We start from the raw sequence: 22,241 nt of genomic DNA on the forward strand, positions 1-22,241 counted from the left end.
CTCAGCGCGCCCTCGCCAGTTCACGCAGCCATTGCAGGGTTTCGCTGGCAAGGCCCTGATAATGCGAGAGCATATCGGCCAGGCTCATCCAGAAGATCACCATGCCCATCACCAAGGTCAGCGGAAAACCGATGGAAAAGATGTTGAGCTGCGGCGCGGCGCGGGTCATCACGCCGAAGGCGATGTTGACCACCAGCAAGGCGGCGATGGCCGGCAGAATCAGCAACAGACCGGCGCCCAGCACCCAGCTCATGCGCCCGGCCAGCTCCCAGAACTGACTGACCACCAGCGCGCTGCCCACCGGCAAGGTGGTGAAGCTTTCGGTCAGCACTTCGAACACCACCAAGTGGCCATTCATCAGCAAGAACAGAATGCTCACCAGCATGGTCATGAACTGGCTGACCACGGTGACGTTGACGCCGTTGGCCGGGTCGACCATCGAGGAAAAGGCCATGCCCATCTGCACCGCAATGATCTGCCCGGCGATGACGAAAGCCTGAAACAGCATCTGCAAGGCCAGGCCGAACAAGGCGCCGACGATGATCTGCTCGGCGCACAGTAGCAGCCCTTGCAGGCTCAGCGGATTGACCTCGGGCAGCGGCGGCAGCCCGGGCACGATGACGAAGGTGATCGCCACCGCCACGTACAGGCGCACCCGCGCCGGCAGCATGCGCGTACCGATGATCGGCATGGTCATCAGCACCGCGGTGACGCGAAACAACGGCAGCACGAAGGTGGCGACCCAAGTGGAAATCTGCGCGTCGGTCAGCTCGAGCATGGCCGCGTCAACCGATCAGCTGCGGAATGCTGGTGTACAGGGTGTTGATGTACTCCATGAACTTCTGCACCAGCCAGGGCCCGGCGACGATCAGCGTGACCAGCATCACCAGCAGGCGCGGCAGGAAGCTCAGGGTCTGTTCGTTGATCTGCGTGGCGGCCTGGAACATCGCCACCATCAGGCCGATCAGCAAGCTCGGCACCACCAGCACGGCGACCATCAAGGTGGTCAGCCACAGCGCTTCGCGGAACAGGTCGACGGCAACTTCAGGGGTCATGAAGGGTTCTCCCGGGTGATGTCACACGCCGCCGAAGCTGCTGGCCAAGGTGCCCATGATCAGCGCCCAGCCATCGACCAGCACGAACAGCATGATCTTGAACGGCAGCGAGATGATCAGCGGCGAGAGCATCATCATGCCCATGGCCATCAGCACACTGGCCACCACCAGGTCGATGACCAGAAACGGGATGAAGATCATGAAGCCGATCTGGAATGCAGTTTTCAGCTCGGAAGTGACGAACGCCGGTACCAGGATGGTCAGCGGTGCCTGGTCGGGGCTGGCGATGTCGGTGCGCTTGGACAGGCGCATGAACAGGTCGAGGTCGTTCTGACGGGTCTGCGCCAGCATGAAGTCCTTCAGCGGACCCTGGGCCTTGTCGATGGCCTGCTGGGCGGTGAGCTGCTCGTTCAGGTAGGGCTGGATGGCGCCCTCGTTCACCTTGTCGAACACCGGCGCCATGATGAACAGGCTGAGAAACAGCGCCATGCCGGTGAGGATCTGGTTGGACGGTGTCTGCTGCAGGCCCAGGGCCTGGCGCAGAATCGAGAAGACGATGATGATGCGGGTGAAGCTGGTCATCAGAATGACGAACGCCGGGATGAAGCTCAGCGCGGTCATGATCAGCAGAATCTGCAGACTGACCGAATATTCCTGCTGGCCGTCGGCGCTGTTCGACAAGGTGATCGCCGGAATCGACAACGGGTCAGCGGCCAGAGCCAGCGGCGCGGCCAGCAGCAGCGCCAGGGTCAACAGCATGCGCGCGGCGCTGGTCATCAGCTTTTGTCCTTGTGGTCCTTGCCCATCAGCCTGAGCAGCTGTTGAGCGAATTCCGGCGTCGCCGGGCGATTGGCGGGCGCGACGGCGACCGGCTCGGCGAGTACGTGCAGCGTCTTGATGTCGCCTGGGCTATGGCCGAGCAGAATCTGTTCCTTGCCGATCTGAACCAGCAACAGGCGGTCGCGTGGGCCAATGGCGCGGCTGCTGATCACCTCGATCAGCTGGTTATTGCCCGGCGCCACACCCTGCACCCGGCGCAGCAGCCAGGCGAGGAAGAAGATCAGCCCAACCACCAGCAGCAGGCCGAGCACCAGTTGCAGCACTTGCCCACCCAGGCCAGCTGGGGTGGAGGCGGCGGCGGTCTGCACCGGTGCTGCCCAGCCCGTGCCGCTGGCCAGCATCCAGGCGCAGGCGAGCATGCCCATGAGTGCGCGCTTCATTCAGCGCAGCTTCTTGATGCGTTCGCTGGGGCTGATCACGTCGGTCAGGCGAATGCCGAACTTCTCGTTGACCACCACCACCTCGCCATGGGCGATCAGCGTGCCGTTGACCAGCACATCGAGCGGTTCGCCGGCCAGGCGATCGAGCTCGATCACCGAGCCCTGGTTGAGCTGTAACAGGTTACGGATGTTGATTTCGGTGCTGCCCACTTCCATCGAGATGCTCACCGGAATGTCCAGAATCACATCCAGGTTGGGCCCGTCCAGGCTGACGTTCTCGTTCGACCTGGGGGCGCTGGCGAACTCTTCCATGGGCAGGCGGCCGGGGCCTGCGCTCTTGCCGGCATCGCCGTTGAGCAACGCGTCGATATCGGCCTGCCCGGCGCTGCCGGTCTCTTCCAGGGCCGCGGCCCATTCATCGGCCAGGGCCTGGTCTTCGGCGGAGGTGATTTCGTTGTCGTTGGCCATGCTGTCCTCGACTGGCATTCAATTCTGGGGAAAACGAGCCTGGCGCGATCAGCGCCGCTCGATCGGATCGATGATCTGCAACGCCAGCGCACCCTTGTGCGAGCCAAGTCGCGCCTTGAACGACGGCACGCCGTTGGCACGCAGCACCAGGTGCTCGGGCAGATCGACGGGAATCACATCGCCCGGCTGCATGTGCAGGATGTCGCGCAATTTCAGCTGACGACGGGCGACGGTGGCGGTGATCGGCACGGCAACGTCCAGCACGTCTTCGCGCAGGGCCTTGACCCAGCGCTCGTCCTGGTCGTCGAGGTCGGACTGAAAACCCGCGTCGAGCATTTCCCGCACCGGCTCGATCATCGAGTACGGCATGGTCACGTGCAGATCGCCGCCGCCGCCGTCCAGCTCGATATGGAAGGTCGACACCACCACCGCTTCGCTGGGACCGACGATGTTGGCCATGGCCGGGTTGACCTCCGAGTTCATGTACTCGAAGTTCACCGGCATGATCGCCTGCCAGGCTTCCTTGAGGTCGACGAAGGCCTGGTCGAGCACCATGCGCACCACGCGCAGTTCGGTCGGGGTGAACTCACGGCCCTCGATCTTGGCGTGACGACCATCGCCGCCAAAGAAGTTGTCCACCAGCTTGAACACCAGCTTGGCGTCGAGGATGAACAGCGAGGTGCCACGCAGTGGCTTGATCTTCACCAGGTTGAGGCTGGTGGGCACGTACAGCGAATGCACGTACTCGCCGAATTTCATCACCTGCACGCCACCCACGGCCACGTCGGCCGAGCGGCGCAACAGGTTGAACATGCTGATGCGGGTGTAGCGAGCGAAACGCTCGTTGATCATTTCCAGCGTCGGCATGCGCCCACGCACGATGCGATCCTGGCTGGTCAGGTCGTAGCTTTTCACGCTGCCGGGTTCGGCGGCGGTCTCGGTCTGCACCAGCCCATCGTCCACCCCATGCAACAGGGCATCGATCTCATCCTGGGACAGCAGATCCTGCACGGCCATCGGGCGCTCCTACTGCAATACGAAATTGGTGAACAGCAACTGGTCGATGACCGGCTTGCCGACTTCTTTCTGCGCCACTTCCTGCACCACCGCGGTGGCTTTCTGACGCAGCATTTCCTGCCCGACCGGGCTACCGGCCAGGGTGTCGAAGCCTTGCCCGGAGAACATCATCACCAGGTTGTTGCGGATCACCGGCATGTGCACTTTCAGCGCGTCCAGGTCGGCCTGATTACGCGCCTGCAAACTGATGCTGACCTGCATGTAACGCTGGCGACCGTTCTGGTTGAAGTTGACCACGAAGGCTGGCGACAGGGCCTCGTAGATCGCCTTGGGCTTGGCATTGCCAGCAGCGGCCTCGGCCGGCGCGGCGGTTTCGCCCTTGTGCATGACGAACCAGGTGGCACCCACCGACAGACCGATCGCCAGCAACAGGCCGACCACGGCCAGAATGATCAGCTTGAGCTTGCCTTTTGCTGCGGGGTCTTTGTCCGTTTCGCTCTTGGCCATGCCAATAATCCGTCATCCGTAAGGGGTTGAAAGGAAGATGACGGGGTTGAGCAAGTGTTGTGCCAGATTGCCAATGTCGTGGTCGTCGAGCAGTTCGCCATCGGACTTTGAGTTTTAGGGCGGTGAGAGGAATGCGTTGGCTGGGCTGACTGGGCTGATGGGAGCCGGCTAAGCGCTGCAGTTGCCTTCACGGGCCAGGTTTCGCCTGGCGGCAGCCTTGCTCTTGGACTACGCAGGACATCATCAGGCGTAATAATCCACCGCACTATCACCAATCACCACCTGCTGCGCCTGCCCGGCGCTGGCGTGGCTGGCTGGCGCAACATCACCCGCTTCGGCGCGGCGTGCAGCGACGCCGGACAGCTGCGGCGCATCCTGCTGCTGGTTCGGCTGATGCTGCTGACGCGAATGGTCGGCGACGTTGACGTCAGGCTGCTGCAGGCCCTGTTGGGTGAACAGCTCGCGCAGGCGATGCATCTGGCTGTCGAGGGCATCGCGCACGCCGGCGTGGCCGCTGATGAAGGTGATCTGGGTGGAGTGGTCGCTGGCGACGTTGACGCGAATGTCCAGGCGCCCGAGTTCGGCCGGCGCCAGCTGGATATCGGCCGACTTCAGGTTCTGGCTGGAAAGGTACATCACCCGGTTGACCAGGTTTTCGGTCCACGCCCCCTGGTTCATCGGCAAGGGCTGGTTCATGGCGGCGGGCTGATTGCTGGCGGTCTTGGCGGTGACCGCCTCGCTGAGGTTCGCCAGACGATTGGCGAAATCATCCACACGCGTGTCGCTGCCGCTGGCCTTGGCGTCCTTGAGGCCATCGTCGAGCAGGCCGGCGAATGATTTGCCGCCCGACTCACCGGCAGACTCGTCGGTCTCGGCGCCGTCTGCGGGAATCGCCAAGGGATTGACGGCGACCCGGTCGTTGGCCGCCTCGCCATCCTCGGCATGCACCGAGGTCGTGCCCTGGGCCTTGGCGTTCTGCTCAAGCGCCAGGCGCAGGGTGGGCATGTCGGCCAGGGCATCGCCCTGCGGATCAAACGCCGCCTGCGGGTCTGCGCCTTCGCCGTCAGCGCCGACCAACGGCGCGGCCTGCAACAGCGGGGCGACGAACTCGGCCTGGGCCTGCAGCAACTGCGCACCGGGCGCGGCATCACTGACCTGCCCGGCCACCAGATCGGCATCGCGCGGCTTGCCGGCCTGCTCGCTGGAGGTCGATTGCTCTGCCGAATCCGGCAACGCCTTGCCGTCAGCGGCAACGCTGGCCGCCTTGGCGTGCGCGCCCTTGCCGTTACCCGCCTTGGCCGGTGCGTCGTTGTGCGAAGCCCTGGCGCTGTCGCGCCCCTGCCCGGCCATGACCTGATCGAAATCGCCGGCACCACCCTGCGAAGCCTTGTCGGCGGGCGCCGAACTGGCCTTGGAAGGTGCGCTAAGGCTGCTGGTTTGCAGCAAGGGATTGGGTGCGACGGGCATCGAGGGGTCTCCGTGCCAGGGTAGCTGGCATCAGTGGCTTGGCGTATCCGCTCAGGTACAGGCAAAACTCGCGCCACATTCACCCGCGCCGCGCAAGACTCAGCCAGCGACCAGCCGCCTCTGCTCGTCGCGGTAGAACAGTTGCACCTCCTGGTACTCCAGGTCGATGCGGTTGATGAGGTCTTCGATGCCATACAGCGGCTGCTGGCGCACCCGCTCTTCCAGTTGTCGGCACAGCTCGGCCAGGCCCACCGCACCCATGTTGCTGCTGCTGCCCTTGAAGCTGTGCGCAGCCAGGCCCAGCTCGGCCGCATCCCTGGCGTCGTGCAACTGGCTCAGGCGCCGCTCGGAGTCTTCGAGAAAGGTCTCGAGCAATTGCAGGTAGCCGCCCTCCATGACATCGCGCAAGTCATTCAACATCTCGTGGTCGATATGTACGTTCACCACTTGCTCACTCCTTGATCAAGTTCGTTTGCCTGGCTGAGTCCGCTGACCCGCCGGCCCCTGATACGTGCTGCACAGCCCTGCCCATCCTGGCAATCCTTGGTGATCTGTCGACGATCAGACGAGCACTTGCCGATCAGGTTCCGCAGGGTGGTCGAAGTGTAGCGCCCTCGCCCGGGAACGCGCGCCGATCAGTGCGACTTCGTCGGATAGCCGCGCCACGGCACCGGCCCGCTCATGGAAACTCATGCCGCGGCAAGCGCTGCGACAGTTCATCGAGCAGCTTCTGTTCGCGTTTGTCTTCGATCCGTCGCGCCTCGTCGAGGTAGCGCTGCACCAGCTTGCGCAAGCCTTCGACCCGCGCGTAGGCCTGCTGCCAGGCGTCACGGGCGTTGTTCAGGTTGGTCTGGTGCCAGGTCAGGCTCTGGCGCTGCTGGGTCATGGCGGTTTCCAGCTGGCCGAGAAAGCGCTGGTAGTTGACCAGCCACGAGCCATTGACTCCCTGACCACCACGGTTCAGCCACTGCTGCTGGTAATCCTCGCGAAACTGCTCGAGTTCCCTGAGCTTGGCCTGGGCCAGGCTCACCTGCTGCTGAAACTGACCGAGGCGCTGAGCAGCCTTGCGCTCGCCCTCCTCGGCCATTTCCACCACAGGCGCCAGACGCGCGGCGCGGCTAGGGGTCGCCATGGCTTAGGCGCCTGGCGCCGGGGCCGCGAACACCTCGGCCAACTGCGCACGGCTCTGCGCCATGCTGACGTTTTCGTCCAGCGCCTGGCGCAAATAGCTCACCAGCTTGCCCTGCAGGGCAATCGCCAGGTCGGTTTCCGGGTCGCCCCCGGCCACATAGGCGCCGACGCTGATCAGGTCGCGGCTCTGCGACAGGCGCGACCACAGCTGCTTGAATTTCTGCGCCTCGCGCAAGTGCTGGTGCTCGACCACCTGCGGCATCACCCGGCTGATCGAGGCTTCGATATCGATGGCCGGGTAATGGCCTTCCTCGGCCAGCCGCCGCGACAGCACGAAGTGGCCGTCGAGCACACCGCGCGCCGAGTCGGCGATCGGGTCTTGCTGGTCGTCACCCTCCGACAGCACGGTGTAGAACGCCGTGATCGAGCCGCCGCCCGCCTCACCGTTGCCGGCACGCTCCACCAGCTTGGGCAACTTGGCGAACACCGACGGCGGGTAGCCGCGGGTTGCCGGCGGCTCACCGATGGCCAGGGCGATTTCCCGCTGGGCCTGGGCGAAGCGGGTCAGCGAGTCCATCAGCAGCAACACGTTCTTGCCCTTGTCGCGGAAGTATTCGGCGATGCGCGTGCAGTACATGGCGGCGCGCAGGCGCATCAGCGGCGCATCGTCGGCGGGGGATGCGACCACCACCGAGCGCTTCAGGCCCTCTTCACCGAGAATGTGCTCGATGAATTCCTTGACCTCGCGGCCGCGCTCGCCGATCAGGCCGACGACGATGATCTCGGCCTCGGTAAAACGCGTCATCATGCCCAGCAACACCGATTTACCCACACCGGTACCTGCGAACAGCCCCAGGCGCTGCCCCCGACCCACCGTGAGCAGGCCGTTGATGCTGCGGATGCCGACATCCAGCGGTTGGCTGATCGGCTCGCGGTTGAGCGGGTTGATGGTCGGGCCTTCCATCGGCACCCAGTCCTCGGCCTTCATGCCGCCCTTGCCGTCCAGCGCGCGGCCAGCGCCGTCCAGCACCCGGCCAAGCATGCTCATGCCCATCGGCAGACGACCGTTATCGTCCAGCGGCACCACCCGCGCCCCCGGGGCGATGCCCGCGACACTGCCGACCGGCATCAGAAACACCTTGCTGCCGGAAAAGCCCATCACCTCGGCTTCGACTTCCACCGCGTGATAACCGTCGTCGTTGATCACCCGGCAACGGCTGCCGACTGCGGCGCGCAACCCTTCGGCTTCAAGGGTCAAGCCAACCATGCGCAGCAGACGGCCCTCGGCCACCGGCTGCGCGGGCAACGCGATGGCCTCGGCATAGGCGCCGATGCGCTTGGCGAAACTGGTGCGGTCAAGGCGCATCGGCGGTGTCCGGCGCGCTGGAAATGTCGATGGACAGGTCGGCCGGCGCCGGGTGCAGCGCCTGTTCGTGCAACTGGTCGAACAGCTGCGCCACGGCTTTTTCCATGCGCGTTTCCATGCTCGCGTCGATGCGGCTATGGGCCGTTTCGATACGGCAGCCACCCGGCAGCAGTGACTCGTCTTCGAGCAGCTTCCACTGCTCTTCATGGCGCTCGCGCAGCGCCTTGGCGGCGACGAAATCCTGTGGGTTGAGATGAATGCGGATGTTCTCGGCGCCCATGGGCAGCAATTTCAGCGCCTCACGCAGCACCTGGGTGATCTGGCTGGAATCGGTGTGCAGTTCGCGGCCAATCACCTGGCGGGCGATATGGCTGACCAGGTGCACCAGGCCACGCTCGATCTGCGTGTCCTGCTCGGCAATCGGCTCGAGCAGGTGCTGCATGACCTGTTCGAGGCTGGCCAATTTGGCGCTCAACGCCACTTCGGCCTCCTGACGCACTTTCAGCTGGGTGCTGTGAAAGCCCTCGCGCTCGCCGGTGGCGAAGCCTTCGTTGTAGGCCTCCTGGCGAATCGCTTCGAGGTCTTCGAGGGTCAGGGGCTGCACCTGCTCGATCGGCACCTCTTCGATCTCTTCCTCGACCGGCTGCGGCTCCTCAGGCACTTCTGCGGCCGGCGGTGGCGCGGGATCGAAGCTGGGCAGCGCCCACACATCGACGCCCTCCAGGTCGCGGGCGCGGATCAGGTCACTGGGGTGTTCGGTGGAGGACATGGCAACGCCTTAAAAGAATTCGCGCCGTGCCCTCAGGCGGCACGGCCACAGTCGACACGACGCAGCGCGGGGTCAGGCTCAGATCATTTCCTCGCCGCCCTTGCTGCCGAGCATGATCTCGCCAGCATCGGCCATGCGTCGGGCGATGGTGAGGATTTCCTTCTGCGCGGCCTCCACGTCGCTGACGCGCACCGGGCCCTTGGCCTCGAGGTCGTCGCGCAGCAGTTCCGACGCGCGCTTGGACATGTTCTTGAAGACCTTGTCCTTGACCCGGTCGTCGGCGCCCTTGAGCGCCACCACCAGCACGTCCGACGACACCTCGCGCAGCAGCGACTGAATGCCGCGATCGTCGACATCGCCCAGGTTGTTGAAGACGAACATCAAGTCTTCGATCTGCTCGGACAAGTCGCCATCGACCTCGCGAATCGAATCCATCAGCTGACCTTCGACCGAGCTGTCGAGGAAGTTCATGATGTCGGCGGCGCGCTTGATGCCACCCAGGGTGGTGCGCGCGGCGTTGGAGTTGCCGGAGAACTGTTTTTCCAGAATCTGGTTGAGTTCCTTGAGCGCCGCCGGCTGCACGGTGTTGAGCGACGACACGCGCAGGATGATGTCCAGGCGCACCTTGTGGTCGAAGTTGCTCAGCACCTCGCCGGCCTGGTCGGGGTCGAGGTAGGCGACGACGATGGCCTGGATCTGCGGGTGCTCGTAGCGGATCACATCGGCCACCGCGCGCGGCTCCATCCATTTCAGGCTGTCCAGGCCGCTGGTGTTGCCGCCGAGCAGGATGCGGTCGATCAGGCCGTTGGCTTTGTCTTCGCCCAGGGCCTGGTTGAGCATCTTGCGAATGTAGCCGTCCGAGCCTACGCCCAGGCTGGTCTGGTCGCCGACGGTTTCGACGAACTCGCTCATCACCTGTTCGACCTGGTCGCGATGGATGTTGCCCATCTGCGCCATGGCCACACCGACCCGTTGTACCTCCTTGGGCCCCATGTGGCGCAGCACCTGGGCGGCATCGGTTTCGCCCAGCGACAGCAGGAGAATGGCCGCCTTGTCGACGCGGCTGAGCTTGGCGTTCACGGCGCGGTTATCACTCATCGGCGTTAATCCAGTCCTTCACGACTTGGGCGACACGGCCCGGGTCTTCGGCCACCAGGCCTTTGATTGCGTTGAGCTGCGCCTCGTAGCCCTCGGTGGGGCTTGGCAGCAGAATGCTTTGCGGGCCGCCGAGGCTGACCCGGTCGTTGCCCAGCTCACCGTCCAGACCGAGCATGCCGCCCAGCTCGCCGTCAGCGCCGCCAGCAGCGGCCTGCTTGCCACCGCCGGTGATGTTGTTGAGCACTGGGCGCAGCACGCCGAACACCAGCACCAGGATGAACAGCACGCCCAGCACTTGCTTGACGATGTCCCAGAACCAGGGCTGTGAGTAGAACGGAATGTCCACCAGCACTTCCCCACGGTCGGCGGAGAACGGCACGTTGATCACGCTGACGCTGTCACCGCGGCTGGCGTCGAAGCCGACCGCGTCCTGTACCAGGCGAGTGAAGCGGGCCAGATCGTCGCTGCTCCACGGCGTGCGGGTGGCCTCGCCGCTGGAGGCATCGAGCTTGACCTGATCGTCGACCACCACCGCCACCGACAGTCGGGTCAGGCGGCCTTGCTGCTGGCGGGTGTGGCTGATCGAGCGGTCCAGCTCGAAATTCTTGGTGCTCTGCTGACGTTTGTCGCTGGGGTACGGCGCAAGCATCGGCTGGCCGGTGGCCGGGTCCATGATCTGCTGGCCGTTGGCGTCGAGCAGCGGCTGGCCAGGCTGAATCGCGCCGGCTGCCGCGGCTGCGGCGGTGGCGTTCTGCGGCGCACTGGCAGCCCCCGGCGGCTGATTGCTCAAGGCCCCCGGCACGCCCTGCGGGCCCTGGCTGCTGGAGCGCTGCTCGTCGACCGACTGCTCGCTGCGCAGCGCCGGCTGGTCGGGGTTGAACTGCTCGGAGGTCGATTCGACCGCGCTGAAGTCGACATCGGCAGACACTTCGGCCTTGTAGCGGTCGTTGCCCAGCACCGGTTGCAGGATGCTCTGCACGCGCTGGGTCAGCAGGCCTTCGATGCGTCGGCTGTAGTCGTACTGCTTGCCGGCCATGGTCAGCGCGGTGTCCTGCAACTGCTCAGAGAGCAGGTTGCCCTTCTGGTCGACCACGGTGACCTGCGACTTGTCCAGCTCAGGCACGCTGGTGGCGACCAGGTTGACAATGGCCATCACCTGACCGTTGTCCAGGGTGCGCCCGGGGTACATCTCGACCAGCACCGAGGCGCTGGGCTTGCGTTCGTCACGGACAAACACCGAACTCTTCGGAATCGCCAGGTGCACGCGGGCGCCCTTGACATTGTTCAGGCTCGACACGGTGCGCGCCAGCTCGCCTTCCAGGCCCCGGCGATAGCGCGTGGCCTCCATGAACTGGCTGGTACCCAGGCCCTGGTCCTTGTCCAGCAGCTCGAAGCCGACGTTACCGTCGCTCGGCGCCACGCCGGCAGCGGCCAGCTTCATGCGCGCCCGAGACAGGTCATCGGCCTTGACCAGCAGCGCGCCGGAATTGGGTTCGACGCGATAGCCGATGTCGGCCGCGCCGAGGGCTTCGATGACCTGCTTGGTGTCGAGCCCGGCCAGGCTGCCGTACAGCGGACGGTAGTCTGGCTGCTGCGACCACAGCACCACGGCGAAGCCCACCGCCACGCTTGCGGCCAGCCCGACCAGCAGGCCGACCTGGCGCAGCGCCGGCATGCGCGAGATGTTTTCCAGGAACGCCAGGCCTGGCAGACCTTTGCCTGCACGCAGACCGCTCTTGGCGGGTGGATTGTCGACAGCTGCATCGGCCACTTACTGAGCCCTCAAACTGGCATCTGCATGATGTCCTGGTACGCCTGGACCAGCTTGTTGCGTACCTGAGTGAGCGCCTGGAACGACACCGATGCCTTCTGCGAGGCGATCATGACGTCGGTCAGGTCGACATTGCCCTTGCCGACTTCGAAGGCATTGGCCAAGGCGTTGGACGACTGCTGAGTCTCATGCACCTTGCCGATCGCCTGGCCGAGCATGTCGGCGAACGAGTTCTGCCCCAGCTCAGGCGCAGCGACGGCTTTGGGCATGGACATGGCGTCGGCCTGCATGGCGCGCATGTCGAGCATCAGACGATTGAATTGAACACCTTGGGTCATGGATTTCTCTCTCCGGCGGCCGCATTTTTTTGACACTCATGCGGCAGGTAGAGAGGAACTAGCAACAAGAATGCCAGCCCGCCTGCAAGCCCTCGGAAAAGCCTCAACCGTACAGGCTGGCGTCGACGTCGAAGCCGGCATCGCGCATCTGCGCCAGCTTGTAGCGCAGGGTCCGCGGGCTGATGCCGAGGCGCTCGGCAGCTTCCTTGCGCCGGCCACGTTCGGCGCGCAGGGTGTCGAGAATCATCTGAAACTCGTGACGGCGCAGGTCGTCACCCAGGCCTGGCGCCTCGAGCGTATCGAGGCTCACCGCCGGTTCAGGCTCGGCAGGCGCCGCGCTGACCCCGGGCAGACAAAAATCCGCCGCCTCGATCACCCCACCCTGCTGCAGAATCAGTGCCCGCTGCAGGGCGTTGTCCAGCTCGCGCACGTTGCCCGGCCAGGGGTAGTCGCGCAAACAGGCTGCGGCCGCTGGCGAGAGGCGCGCCAGCGCCTGGCGCATCTTGCCGGCGTGGCGCGCCAGCAGGCGCTCGGCCAGCGGCAGGATGTCGTCGCGGCGCTCGCGCAACGGCTGCCAGGCCAGCGGGAACACCGACAAACGGTAATACAGGTCTTCGCGAAAGCGCCCCGCCGCCACTTCGCCGGCCAGGTCACGGTTGCTGGTGGCAAGCACGCGAATATCCAGGGCGATTGGCTTGCGTCCACCCACCCGCTCCACTTCGCGCTCCTGCAGCACCCGTAGCAACTTGGCTTGCAGGCCCAGCGGCATCTCGGAAATCTCATCGAGCAGCAGGCTGCCGCCGTCGGCCTGCTCGAACTTGCCAGGCTGCGCGGCGATGGCGCCGGTGAAGGCGCCCTTCTCGTGGCCGAACAGCGTGGCCTCGAGCATGTTGTCGGGAATCGCCGCGCAGTTGATCGCCACGAACGGCCCCTGGCTGCGCGCCGACTGCTGATGGATGTAGCGCGCCAGCACTTCCTTGCCGGTGCCCGACTCGCCGCAGATCATCACCGTCGAATCACTGCGCGCGACCCGCGCGGCCAAGGCCAGTAGTTGCTGGCTGCTGGCGGCGAGGGCCACTGGCCCCGCATCGTCGACCAGGCGGTGCGCGGCATGCTGGGCGACCAGTTCGAGCAAGGCGCGCGGCTCGAACGGTTTGACCAGGTAATCCACCGCACCCTGGCGCATGGCTTGGACGGCACGTTCTACCGCCGCATGGGCGGTCATCAACAGTACCGGCAGTTGCGGCTGGCGCTGGCGCAGTTCGGCGAGCAACTGATGGCCATCCATGCCGGGCATGTTGACGTCGCTCACTACCAGGCTGAAAGCGTGCTGGCTCACCGCCTGCAACGCCTCTTCGGCAGAACCGACGGCGTGCCAGGCGAAGCCCCCCACCTCGAGGGTGTCAGCCAGGGCCTGGCGCAGGTTGCGGTCGTCCTCGACCAGCAGCACCGCACCGGTCATGCCGGCGCCTCGCTGACGGGTGCGCCTATCAGCGGCAAGGTCAGGGTGACGCAGGTGCCGCGCCCGAGTCGCGAGCGCACGCGCACCTCGCCCTGGTGGGCACGCAGCACCGCCTTGACCACCGCCAGGCCCAGGCCGGTGCCGTTGGACTTGGTGGTGACGAAGGGCTCGCCCAGGCGCGCCAGCAGCTGCGGTTCGATACCGGCGCCGGCGTCGCTGATGCACAGCTGCAGGTGCTGCTCACGGCGCCACAGGTGGACTTTCAGGCGGGCACCGCCGGTGCTGGCCTGCACCGCGTTGTCGATCAGGTTGAGCATGGCGCCGACCAGGGTGTCGCGGTTGCACAACACCTCGCCCAGCCGCGCATCGCATTGCCAGCGCACGGCATGGCCGTCGAGGTGGCTATGGGCGGCCTGCTGCAATGCCTGGAACAGCGCCTTGGGGGTGAGGCGATCGGTCAGCGGCAGTTCGCCACGGGCGAACACCAGCATGTCGCGCACCTGGTGTTCGAGCTCGTGCAGGCGCTCCTTGAGCTGGGTGGCGAAGCGTAGACGGGTGGGCTCGGGCAATTGCTGGGCGCCATCGGCAAGGTGCGCGGCGTAGAGCATGGCGGCCGACAACGGCGTGCGAATCTGATGAGCCAGCGAGGCGACCATGCGCCCCAGGGTCGAGAGCCGTTCGTTGCGCGCGAGCTGGTCTTGCAGGCGACGGGTTTCGGTAAGGTCGGTGAGCAGCACCAACTGGCCCGGCTCGTTGCCGAGCGAACGGGTGGCAATCGATAGACGCCGACCATCGCGCAGTGACACTTCATGGCCGTCATCCTGGCGTGGCGCAAAACTGCGGGCGATGACCTCGCGCCACAGCTCGCCGAGCAGCGGCGCGCCCAGCAATTCGACAGCCGCAGGGTTGGCCTCGCTCACCCGCCCCTGGGCATCGATGACGATCACGCCGCCAGGCAGCACGTCCAGCAGGCTCAGCAAACGATTGGCCAGCCGCTCTTTTTCCGCCAGTTCGGCCATGCGCTGGGCACTGACCACAGCCAGTTCACCCTTGAGCTCACTGACCCGCGCCTCGAGCATGCCGTACGACTCGTTGAGCTGGCTGGAGACCTGACTGAACAGCGCGAACGCCTGCTCCAGGCCCTCACGACTCTGCTGTTCGACCGGGACACGGCGCTGCGGATCAGGAACTCGGGAAAAAGAGGCGGCCTGGGGCATCGTGGATTCTCGCGTGGCTGACCGTCATAAAAACGACCTGTTGGCGAGGGTGTAGCAAGGGGCGTGCCGGGGTGGCCGTATGATCTGCGCTACTGAGTGGCCTGTAGTGGGCCTGCTGCGCAGGCCCAGTCCAAGCGACTCAACCCGATCAGGTATTGAGGAGACTGCCCTTAGGCCCACAGAGACACAACCGCCGCCCGGCCCAGACTATTCCTCTGCCGACTCTTCACCATCACGGCGGCTCATACCGTACTTGCGCATCTTCTCGACCAGGGTGGTACGGCGGATGCGCAGGCGCTCGGCAGCGCGGGCGACGATGCCGTTGGCATCGTCCAGGGCCTGCTGGATCAGGCCTTGTTCGAGGCCGCCGAGGTAGTCCTTGAGGTCGAGCCCTTCGGGCGGCAACATCGCCTGGCTGGCGAAATTCGGCGTATGGCCGTTGATCGCCACACGCTCTTCGAGGTCGCTGCGCAGGCTGTCGACCAACTGCTCGTCTTCGTCTTCGATGTAGCGGAATTTCTTCGGCAGTTCGGCGACGCCGATCACCCCGTAGGGATGCATGATCGCCATGCGCTCGACCAGATTGGCCAACTCACGGACATTGCCTGGCCAGCCATGCCGGCACAGCGACATGATCGCTGCCGAGTTGAAGCGAATCGAGCCGCGTTTTTCGTGCTCCATGCGCGAAATCAGCTCGTTCATCAGCAGCGGGATGTCTTCGACGCGCTCGCGCAGCGGCGCCATCTCGATGGGGAAGACGTTGAGCCGGTAGTACAGGTCTTCACGGAACGAGCCCGCTTCGATCATGGTTTCCAGGTTCTTGTGGGTCGCGGCGATGATGCGTACATCGACGCTTTGCGTCTTGTTGCTGCCGACCCGCTCGAAGGTACGTTCTTGCAGTACGCGCAGCAATTTCACCTGCATCGGCAGCGGCATGTCACCGATTTCATCGAGGAACAGCGTGCCGCCATTGGCCAGCTCGAAGCGTCCGGCGCGGCTGGTGATGGCGCCGGTGAAAGCGCCCTTCTCATGGCCGAACAGCTCGCTTTCCAGCAACTCGGCAGGAATCGCCCCGCAGTTGACCGGTACGAACGGTCCGTCGCGGCGCTTGGAGTGATAGTGCAGGTTGCGCGCCACCACTTCCTTGCCGGTGCCCGACTCGCCAAGAATCAGCACGCTGGCATCGGTGTCGGCGACCTGCTGCATCATCTGCCGCACGTGCTGGATCGCCCGGCTGGTGCCGACCAGGCTACGGAACAGGTTAGGTTCGCGCTGGCGACCTCGCTCGCGGGCCTGGTCGTACATCTCGCGATAGACCTGCGCACGGTGCAGCGAATCGAGCAACTGGCTGTAGCTGGGCGGCATTTGCAAGCTGGAAAGCACGCGCCGGCGTTGCTCGTCAGGGAAGTCGGCGGAAGAAATTTCGCCTAAAAGCAAAACAGGAAGGAACTCATCCCACCCTGCCACGGTCTTAAGCTGCCCGAGAACTCCGCCAGGCGCGTCCACCGAGCCGATGAACACGCAGAGTATCTCGCGGCTCGAAGGCAACGACTCGACCGTCTGCTGCCATTGCTGGCTAGAGCAGGCAAGGTTGTCTTCGCCCAGAAAGTTCAGCACCACGGCCATGTCGCGGCGCCGGTCACTGTCGTCGTCGATCAGCAGAATCTTGGTTTCACGCCACATGCAATAGCAACTTCCCTAGTCATATCGGCGCCGGGGAGGCGAGGTCGACATCGTTCTGACAATATTGTCAGCGTTCGGACGCCTGAAATTCGAAAACAACCACTAGTAAAGTCAAAAACGCAGGTGCAGTCAAATTAATGGCGCCGAATGGGCGTTGTTTTTTGCGTGAATGCCCTCAGCTGAACAGATGGTAGAGCTTGGCCGCTGATCTGGACTGGCTGATCTGCGACATTTCATCGGCAATGGCCTGCCTTTCGCCCATCGTCGCGCTGAGCAGATCGCGGTAGACCTCCAGCAGTCCCTCGAGCTTGGCTTTGACTTCCCTCTCATCCACCACCGGCGCCGTGAGCATGTCATCGATGCACACGCGGCAGGTCTCGTCGAGCCGGCCGATGGCGTCCCAGTCACGCTCACCCAGGGCAGTGAGCAAGGCGTCGCGGGTTTGGTCGAAGCGTTGAATGGCGTTGCTCACGGCACTCCCCTTCCGGCTCAGCCGGCTTGTTGCGCTGGCGGGATCTGATCCCAGCCGCTCTTGACGGTAATCAGCAGCCGCGCGACCTCGTCGATCATCTCGGCATCGTTGGCGATGTTGGCCTGCATCAGGCGGTTGGTCATGTACACGTACAGGCTGGCGAGCTGCTCGATCGACCCTGGGTTTTCGCTCTTCTCAGGGTTCAGGCCGTCGCGCAGGCCGATGATGATGTCGATGGCCTTGCCGATCATCAGGCCTTTCTCTGCGACATCGCCACGGGCCAGCGCGCCCTTGGCCTGGGCCAGACGATCCAGGCCGCCCTCCATGAGCATCTGCACCAGCCGATAAGGCGTGGCTTCGGAGATCTGGGCATGGGAATTGACCTTCTGATACTGGCGAAGGGCTCTCATGGGGTTCATCGTGCAACCTCGGACAGGAAAAAGTTAACGGCTCGATGACATCTATGTCGGCCGAGCCGGAAAAAACTTGATGCTTCGATCAGTCGTCGCTATTGGCTTTGTTCAGTGCGTTGAGCGTGGTCATCACGCTGTTGCTCTGCGCGCGCAACTGAGCCACCAGGGTGTCCATGGCGTTGTACTTGTCCTGCAAGGTCTTCTGCAGGGCAGTCATGCGCTCGTCGAGCTTGCTCTGCTCGGTGGTGAGCTTGTTGAGGTTCTCGGTGAGGGTCTTGGTGCGCTCGGCCAGGGTACCGGTGTTGGCTTTGGCGAAGCTCTCGGTGGCGTTTTTCATGCGCGCCAACAAGCCGTCCTTGCCGTTGAAGACGCTCGTCAGGTCGGCGATGTTGGTGGCAGCGGCAGCCGACCACTTCTTGTCATCCAGGCTCAACAGGCCACCATCCTGGGACGTGGTGACACCAAATTGCGCCAGCGACTTGAACGCGCCCTGCCCCGACAGCTGGCTCAGCTCGTTGCGAATCGAGGTCACCAGGCCACGCATGGTCGCGTCACCGGTCAAGGCCCCGGCCACCGGATTGCCATCGGCACCTTTGGTCACCTTGGTTTCGGTATTGATGGTGGTCATCAGCGCGTTGTAGGTGTCGATGAACCCCTGCACACCCGACTTGAGGGTCGGGGCACTGGTGCTCAGCGACAGGTAGATCGGAGAACGCTCCTTGCTGGTGCCAGTTTCCGGAGTTGCTCCGGTCAGCGTGATGCTCAGGCCACTGACGGCGTCGGAAATGTCGTTGCTCTTGGAACTCATGGCGATGCCATCGAGCAGGTACTTGGCATTGGCCGGCGCGGTGATCTGCGTGTATCCGGTGTCGATGCCCGAACTGCCGCCCAGGGTGATGTCCGAGCCTTCGCCCATCTTGGTGGAGGTGACCACCAGACGCGAGCCGTTGGCGTCGGTCAGCACGTTGGCACTCAGACCCACGGTGCCGAACTGGCTGTTGATGTTGTCGCGCACCTGCTGCAGGGTCATGCCCGGCGTGACCTTGAGGTCGTAGGTCTTGCCCGACTGGGTGATGCTCAAGGTGGTCGTGGCATCGGTCTTGTTGACCACCGAGCCGGCCCCGTCGGCGTACACCTGAGTGGAAACCTTGGACGCGGTGGCCAGGTTTTCGACGACCAGCGAGAACGTACCGTTGGCAGCGCCATTGCCGGCCTTGACCGTGGCGACCTTTTCATCGGACGACTTCACGCTCAAGCCGCTGAAGGTGTTGCTGTCGGTCATGGTCTGCAACGCGCCGCGGAACGCATCCAGCGCCGCCTGCACCTTGCCGATCGAAGACAACGTGGTGGTCGCCTTGAGGGTCTGAGTATTGATCTGGGCCTGCTTCGGCGCTTTCTGCGAATTGACCAGTGCCTGCACGATCGCCTGGGTATCGATGTTCGAACCGATACCGCTGACTGTTGAACCTGCCATCGTTGTCTCCCTGTTTCAGTGGCCGCCAACTGCTTGACGAGCCATACGCCAGGCAGCTTGGGCAACAAGTTTCATGCCAACCTACGCTTCATCCTTGAACAGTAGACTGTTGGCATCGTTGAGGTTCTGCGCCAGCTTCAGCGCAGTCTCGGAAGGAATCTGACGCACCACCTCGCCGGTGTCGGTGGCAACCACCTTCACTACGACCTTGCCGGTGGAGTCATCTATGGAAAAATCCAGGTTGCGGTGGTTGTCGCTGGCGAACTCGCGCATCTGGCCCACGGCCTTTTCCAGGTCTTCGCGGGTCGCGGCCTTGTCCACCGGGGTCACGGCGTCAGGCGCCTTGACCGTTACTGCTGACGGGTCCTTGTCCGAAGAGACTGCAAGCGAGGTCACCATCGGCGTGTAGGCCTGGCTCAACTTGACGCTCATGTCCATCACTGAACTCCTCTAGTCAGAACGGCAAAAGGGCACGGAGTACGCGCCCTTTTGCCTCTAGCCCACTGCGCGGATTACTGAAGCAGTTTCAGTACCGAGGACGGCAGCTGGTTGGCCTGAGACAGGATCGCGGTGGAAGCCTGTTGCAGGGTTTGCTGCTTGGTAAGTTCGGCAGTTTCCGAGGCGAAGTCCACGTCCTGCACGGTGGAACGGGCAGCGGTGGAGTTCTTCTGGATGTTCTGCAGGTTGTCGACGGTGGTGGTCAGACGGTTCTGCGTAGCACCCAGGCCGGAACGAACGCTGTCGATCGAGGCGATGGCCTTGTCGATGACTGCCAGGGCGTTCATCGCGGTGGTGGCGTCGGTTACGTCGGTGTCGGAGATGGTGGTTTTCTGCGAAGTCAGCGCGGTACCAGTACCGAACACTTCTTCTGCACCCGCGCCGCTCAGCGAGTAGCCCTTGGCCGAGTCCAGCGACACTGCACCAGTGGCGACCAGGTCATCAGCGATCGCTACCGCGCCGGTGAACTTGCCGTCGCCGCCTTTGGAGGCAACTTCGATGGCCGCACCGCCGGTGACTGCGGAGAACTTGATGTTCTCACCGGAATCGGACTTGACCGACAGGGCGCCGCTGGATTGGTCGAAGTTGACGCTGATCCCCAGCTTGGCCGAGTTGGACTTGAGCTGGTCGGCCAGGCCGGCAACGTTGGTCACGCCTTTGAGGTCAACCTTCTGGCCGCCCACGTCCAAGGTGAAGTCCACAGGGGTGGTGGTGGCAGCAGCAGCGTCAACGGTGAACTTGACCTCGGTGCTGGCCGAAGCGGTCAGACCGCCGATCAGACCGTTCAGGCCTTTGGCAATGTCCTTGGCAGAAGCGCCGGCAGCGACGGTGTAATCTTCGCTCTGGCCGTTACCAGTCACGGTGATCAGGCCGCCGGTCAGACCGTTGGCTTTCGGATCAGCGCCAGTGGTCAGGCTCTTGATCTGCTGCGAACCAATGTTGTTGGCCGCGACGTTTTCCAGCGACAGGTTGATGGTTTCGTTGGCGTTGGCGCCGACCTGGATCGCCTTGGTGCCGTACGAGCCGTCCAGCAGCTTCTGGCCACCGAAGGTGGTGGTCTGGGCGATACGGGTCAGTTCGGCAGTCAGCGCCTGGTATTCGTCGTTGTTCGACTTACGGTCGTCGTTGCTCAGCGAGCCGGTGGACGAGGACAGGGCCAGGGTACGCATCTTTTGCAGGATGTCGGTCGAAGCCTGCATCGCGCCTTCAGCGGTCTGGGCGATCGAGATACCGTCGTTGGCGTTTTTCACTGCCTGGCCCAGGCCGTTGATCTGGCTGGTCAGACGGTTGGAGATCTGCAGGCCGGCGGCATCATCCTTGGCGCTGTTGATCCGAAGGCCGGAAGACAGACGCTGCATCGAGGTCGTCTGGGCGTTGCTTGCCTTGGTCAGGTTGCTCTGAGTGGTGATCGAAGCAATGTTGGTGTTAACGGTTAAAGCCATGACGAAATCCTCGGTGGATGAGTTACTGCGGCTTCCGGCCTTGGCAACCGCCGGATGTGGCCTAGAGAACCTTCGTAATGGTTATCGTCGGATGCGTCCGTGGCTTGAGGGCAATTTGCAAAAAAAATTACTAGCACCTGGCCATCTTTCGATAAATCAAGCGTTTAGCTCGCAGCTTTGGCGATGAACGGGCAAAAAAAAGCGCCCGGGCGGTGGGCCCGGGCGCTGCTGTTTGCATCGCTTCGGTCAGCTTCGCTGCAAGATCGCCGAGCCCCACGACAGCCCGACGCCAAAGCCACTGATCGCCACCCGGCGCCAGGTGCCGCCGAACATGTGCTTTTCCAGCAGCAAGGGAATGCTCGACGACACGGTGTTGCCGGTCTCGAGCATGTCCTTGACGAACTTCTCGGGGTGTTTTTCGTCCAGTTCTTCCTCGAAACGCCGCGCCACGGCATCGACGATCGCCGCACTGCCCTGGTGAATGCAGAAGGCGTCGATGTCGGACGACTGCAAGTCGCTGGCTTCGAGCAGCTCGCGCAGGTGCGCCGGCACCTTGAGCAAGGCGAAGTTGAATACCTGGCGGCCATTCATGAAGAAGGTGCCGTCACTGACCTTCAAGTGCGCAGCACCGGCACCGTCGGTGCCGAAGCGCGCCTGGCCGAGTTGCCAGTCGGCGCCCTCGGCCATCCAGGTGGCGGTGGCGGCATCGCCGAACAGCATGGTGGTGTTGCGATCATTCGGATCGACGATCTTCGAATACGGGTCGGCGGTGATCAGCAGGCCATTCTTCAAGCCTGCGGCCTCCATGAAGCCCTTGATCGCGTACAGCCCATAGACGTATCCCGAGCAGCCCAGGGAAACATCGAACGCAGCGACCGAGGTCGACAGGCCGAGCTTGTCCTGGACGATGGCCGAGGTGTGCGGCAGGCCTTCTTCGTCGCCATTCTGGGTGACGACGATCAGCGCATCGATGCTGCGCGGATCAAGGCTCGGGTTGTTGACGAACAGCGCGCGGGCGGCCTCGACAGCGAGGTCGGAGGTCTCTTGTGCAGCGTCCTTGCGCGGCAGGAAGGCCGAGCCGATCTTGCCGAGGATGAAGTCTTCGTTCTTCTCGAAACGTGCACCTTGGGCATAGTTGTCCACGCCCTGGGCCGGCACGTAGCTGGCGATGCTTTTAATGCCAATCATTCTGGCTTCCCAATCAAAACAGCCAAAGTCCGCCGCTCGTCGTGCGAGGGCGCCAAAAGTGGGGCTGGCGCGCGAAATCACGACGCGCAGGGCTCTCGTTGCCTGTAAGTCGAAAGATAAAAGGCAACAAAATGCGACAGCCGCCGACAGGATACAGGGAAGATGCAGGTTTTGACTCATTGGTC

24 protein-coding genes are annotated in these 22,241 nt (G+C 63.8%); all 24 read right to left on the bottom strand.

Translation table 11 applies throughout. From position 1 onward, the window contains the following. Window position 1: 1 nt before the first annotated feature. Window positions 2–778: a flagellar biosynthetic protein FliR gene (gene fliR, locus H618_RS0107710; RefSeq protein ID WP_028694527.1), complete on the bottom strand. Its 777-nt coding sequence runs from the start codon at window positions 776–778 to the stop codon at window positions 2–4. 7 nt (window positions 779–785) lie between these two features. After that, on the bottom strand, window positions 786–1,055 hold the full coding sequence (gene fliQ / locus H618_RS0107715; protein ID WP_028694528.1) for a flagellar biosynthesis protein FliQ: 270 nt from the start codon (window positions 1,053–1,055) through the stop codon (window positions 786–788). Window positions 1,056–1,076: 21 nt separating this feature from the next. After that, window positions 1,077–1,832: a flagellar type III secretion system pore protein FliP gene (fliP, locus tag H618_RS0107720; RefSeq protein ID WP_028694529.1), complete on the bottom strand. Its 756-nt coding sequence runs from the start codon at window positions 1,830–1,832 to the stop codon at window positions 1,077–1,079. Beyond that, on the bottom strand, window positions 1,832–2,275 hold the full coding sequence (gene fliO / locus H618_RS0107725; RefSeq protein WP_028694530.1) for a flagellar biosynthetic protein FliO: 444 nt from the start codon (window positions 2,273–2,275) through the stop codon (window positions 1,832–1,834). The genes fliP and fliO overlap by 1 nt, the downstream gene beginning before the upstream one ends. Then, window positions 2,276–2,743: a flagellar motor switch protein FliN gene (gene fliN, locus H618_RS0107730; RefSeq protein WP_028694531.1), complete on the bottom strand. Its 468-nt coding sequence runs from the start codon at window positions 2,741–2,743 to the stop codon at window positions 2,276–2,278. It lies immediately after the preceding gene. A 48-nt stretch (window positions 2,744–2,791) separates the two neighbouring features. Then, window positions 2,792–3,760, bottom strand: a complete 969-nt coding sequence (gene fliM / locus H618_RS0107735) for a flagellar motor switch protein FliM (RefSeq protein ID WP_028694532.1) — start codon at window positions 3,758–3,760, stop codon at window positions 2,792–2,794. 9 nt (window positions 3,761–3,769) lie between these two features. Beyond that, window positions 3,770–4,267, bottom strand: coding sequence for a flagellar basal body-associated protein FliL (gene fliL / locus H618_RS0107740; RefSeq protein WP_028694533.1), 498 nt, complete (start codon window positions 4,265–4,267; stop codon window positions 3,770–3,772). A 243-nt stretch (window positions 4,268–4,510) separates the two neighbouring features. Further along, the gene (locus tag H618_RS0107745; RefSeq protein WP_028694534.1) at window positions 4,511–5,734 is read right to left on the bottom strand and encodes a flagellar hook-length control protein FliK; all 1,224 of its coding nucleotides are present in this window, start codon (window positions 5,732–5,734) and stop codon (window positions 4,511–4,513) included. A gap of 99 nt (window positions 5,735–5,833) precedes the next feature. Further along, window positions 5,834–6,181: an Hpt domain-containing protein gene (locus tag H618_RS0107750; RefSeq protein ID WP_028694535.1), complete on the bottom strand. Its 348-nt coding sequence runs from the start codon at window positions 6,179–6,181 to the stop codon at window positions 5,834–5,836. Window positions 6,182–6,413: 232 nt separating this feature from the next. Beyond that, complete coding sequence (fliJ, locus tag H618_RS0107755; RefSeq protein WP_028694536.1) at window positions 6,414–6,866, bottom strand: flagellar export protein FliJ; 453 nt, start codon at window positions 6,864–6,866, stop codon at window positions 6,414–6,416. Window positions 6,867–6,869: 3 nt separating this feature from the next. Further along, window positions 6,870–8,231, bottom strand: a complete 1,362-nt coding sequence (gene fliI, locus H618_RS0107760) for a flagellar protein export ATPase FliI (RefSeq protein WP_028694537.1) — start codon at window positions 8,229–8,231, stop codon at window positions 6,870–6,872. Next, window positions 8,221–9,000 (bottom strand): flagellar assembly protein FliH, encoded by a 780-nt coding sequence (gene fliH, locus H618_RS0107765; RefSeq protein WP_028694538.1) that lies wholly within the window; start codon window positions 8,998–9,000, stop codon window positions 8,221–8,223. Before fliH ends, fliI begins: the two co-directional genes overlap by 11 nt. A 78-nt stretch (window positions 9,001–9,078) precedes the next feature. After that, window positions 9,079–10,098 carry a flagellar motor switch protein FliG gene (gene fliG / locus H618_RS0107770; RefSeq protein ID WP_028694539.1) on the bottom strand — a complete coding sequence of 340 codons (1,020 nt, stop codon included), beginning with the start codon at window positions 10,096–10,098 and terminating at the stop codon, window positions 9,079–9,081. Further along, window positions 10,091–11,869: a flagellar basal-body MS-ring/collar protein FliF gene (gene fliF, locus H618_RS0107775; protein WP_028694540.1), complete on the bottom strand. Its 1,779-nt coding sequence runs from the start codon at window positions 11,867–11,869 to the stop codon at window positions 10,091–10,093. Before fliF ends, fliG begins: the two co-directional genes overlap by 8 nt. Window positions 11,870–11,880: 11 nt before the next feature. Next, window positions 11,881–12,207: a flagellar hook-basal body complex protein FliE gene (gene fliE / locus H618_RS0107780; protein WP_028694541.1), complete on the bottom strand. Its 327-nt coding sequence runs from the start codon at window positions 12,205–12,207 to the stop codon at window positions 11,881–11,883. A 103-nt stretch (window positions 12,208–12,310) separates the two neighbouring features. Then, window positions 12,311–13,669 carry a sigma-54-dependent transcriptional regulator gene (locus tag H618_RS0107785; protein ID WP_028694542.1) on the bottom strand — a complete coding sequence of 453 codons (1,359 nt, stop codon included), beginning with the start codon at window positions 13,667–13,669 and terminating at the stop codon, window positions 12,311–12,313. Beyond that, window positions 13,666–14,886: a sensor histidine kinase gene (locus H618_RS0107790; RefSeq protein ID WP_028694543.1), complete on the bottom strand. Its 1,221-nt coding sequence runs from the start codon at window positions 14,884–14,886 to the stop codon at window positions 13,666–13,668. Before H618_RS0107790 ends, H618_RS0107785 begins: the two co-directional genes overlap by 4 nt. Window positions 14,887–15,093: 207 nt before the next feature. Then, window positions 15,094–16,569, bottom strand: coding sequence for a sigma-54 dependent transcriptional regulator (locus tag H618_RS0107795; protein ID WP_028694544.1), 1,476 nt, complete (start codon window positions 16,567–16,569; stop codon window positions 15,094–15,096). Window positions 16,570–16,744: 175 nt separating this feature from the next. Continuing rightward, window positions 16,745–17,041, bottom strand: coding sequence for a flagellar protein FliT (gene fliT, locus H618_RS0107800; RefSeq protein WP_028694545.1), 297 nt, complete (start codon window positions 17,039–17,041; stop codon window positions 16,745–16,747). A 17-nt stretch (window positions 17,042–17,058) separates the two neighbouring features. After that, on the bottom strand, window positions 17,059–17,460 hold the full coding sequence (fliS, locus tag H618_RS0107805) for a flagellar export chaperone FliS (protein WP_028694546.1): 402 nt from the start codon (window positions 17,458–17,460) through the stop codon (window positions 17,059–17,061). 79 nt (window positions 17,461–17,539) lie between these two features. After that, complete coding sequence (gene fliD / locus H618_RS0107810; protein ID WP_028694547.1) at window positions 17,540–18,928, bottom strand: flagellar filament capping protein FliD; 1,389 nt, start codon at window positions 18,926–18,928, stop codon at window positions 17,540–17,542. Window positions 18,929–19,009: 81 nt separating this feature from the next. Next, entirely contained in the window at window positions 19,010–19,366 is a 357-nt protein-coding gene (locus H618_RS0107815; RefSeq protein ID WP_028694548.1) for a flagellar protein FlaG, read from the bottom strand. A gap of 74 nt (window positions 19,367–19,440) precedes the next feature. Next, window positions 19,441–20,868, bottom strand: coding sequence for a flagellin N-terminal helical domain-containing protein (locus H618_RS0107820; protein ID WP_028694549.1), 1,428 nt, complete (start codon window positions 20,866–20,868; stop codon window positions 19,441–19,443). A 246-nt stretch (window positions 20,869–21,114) separates the two neighbouring features. Continuing rightward, window positions 21,115–22,056 carry a ketoacyl-ACP synthase III gene (locus H618_RS0107825; protein ID WP_028694550.1) on the bottom strand — a complete coding sequence of 314 codons (942 nt, stop codon included), beginning with the start codon at window positions 22,054–22,056 and terminating at the stop codon, window positions 21,115–21,117. Window positions 22,057–22,241 lie beyond the last annotated feature (185 nt).

The organism is Pseudomonas cremoricolorata DSM 17059 = NBRC 16634 (genome assembly GCF_000425745.1).
In the GTDB taxonomy this organism is placed as follows: Bacteria; Pseudomonadota; Gammaproteobacteria; order Pseudomonadales; family Pseudomonadaceae; genus Aquipseudomonas; species Aquipseudomonas cremoricolorata.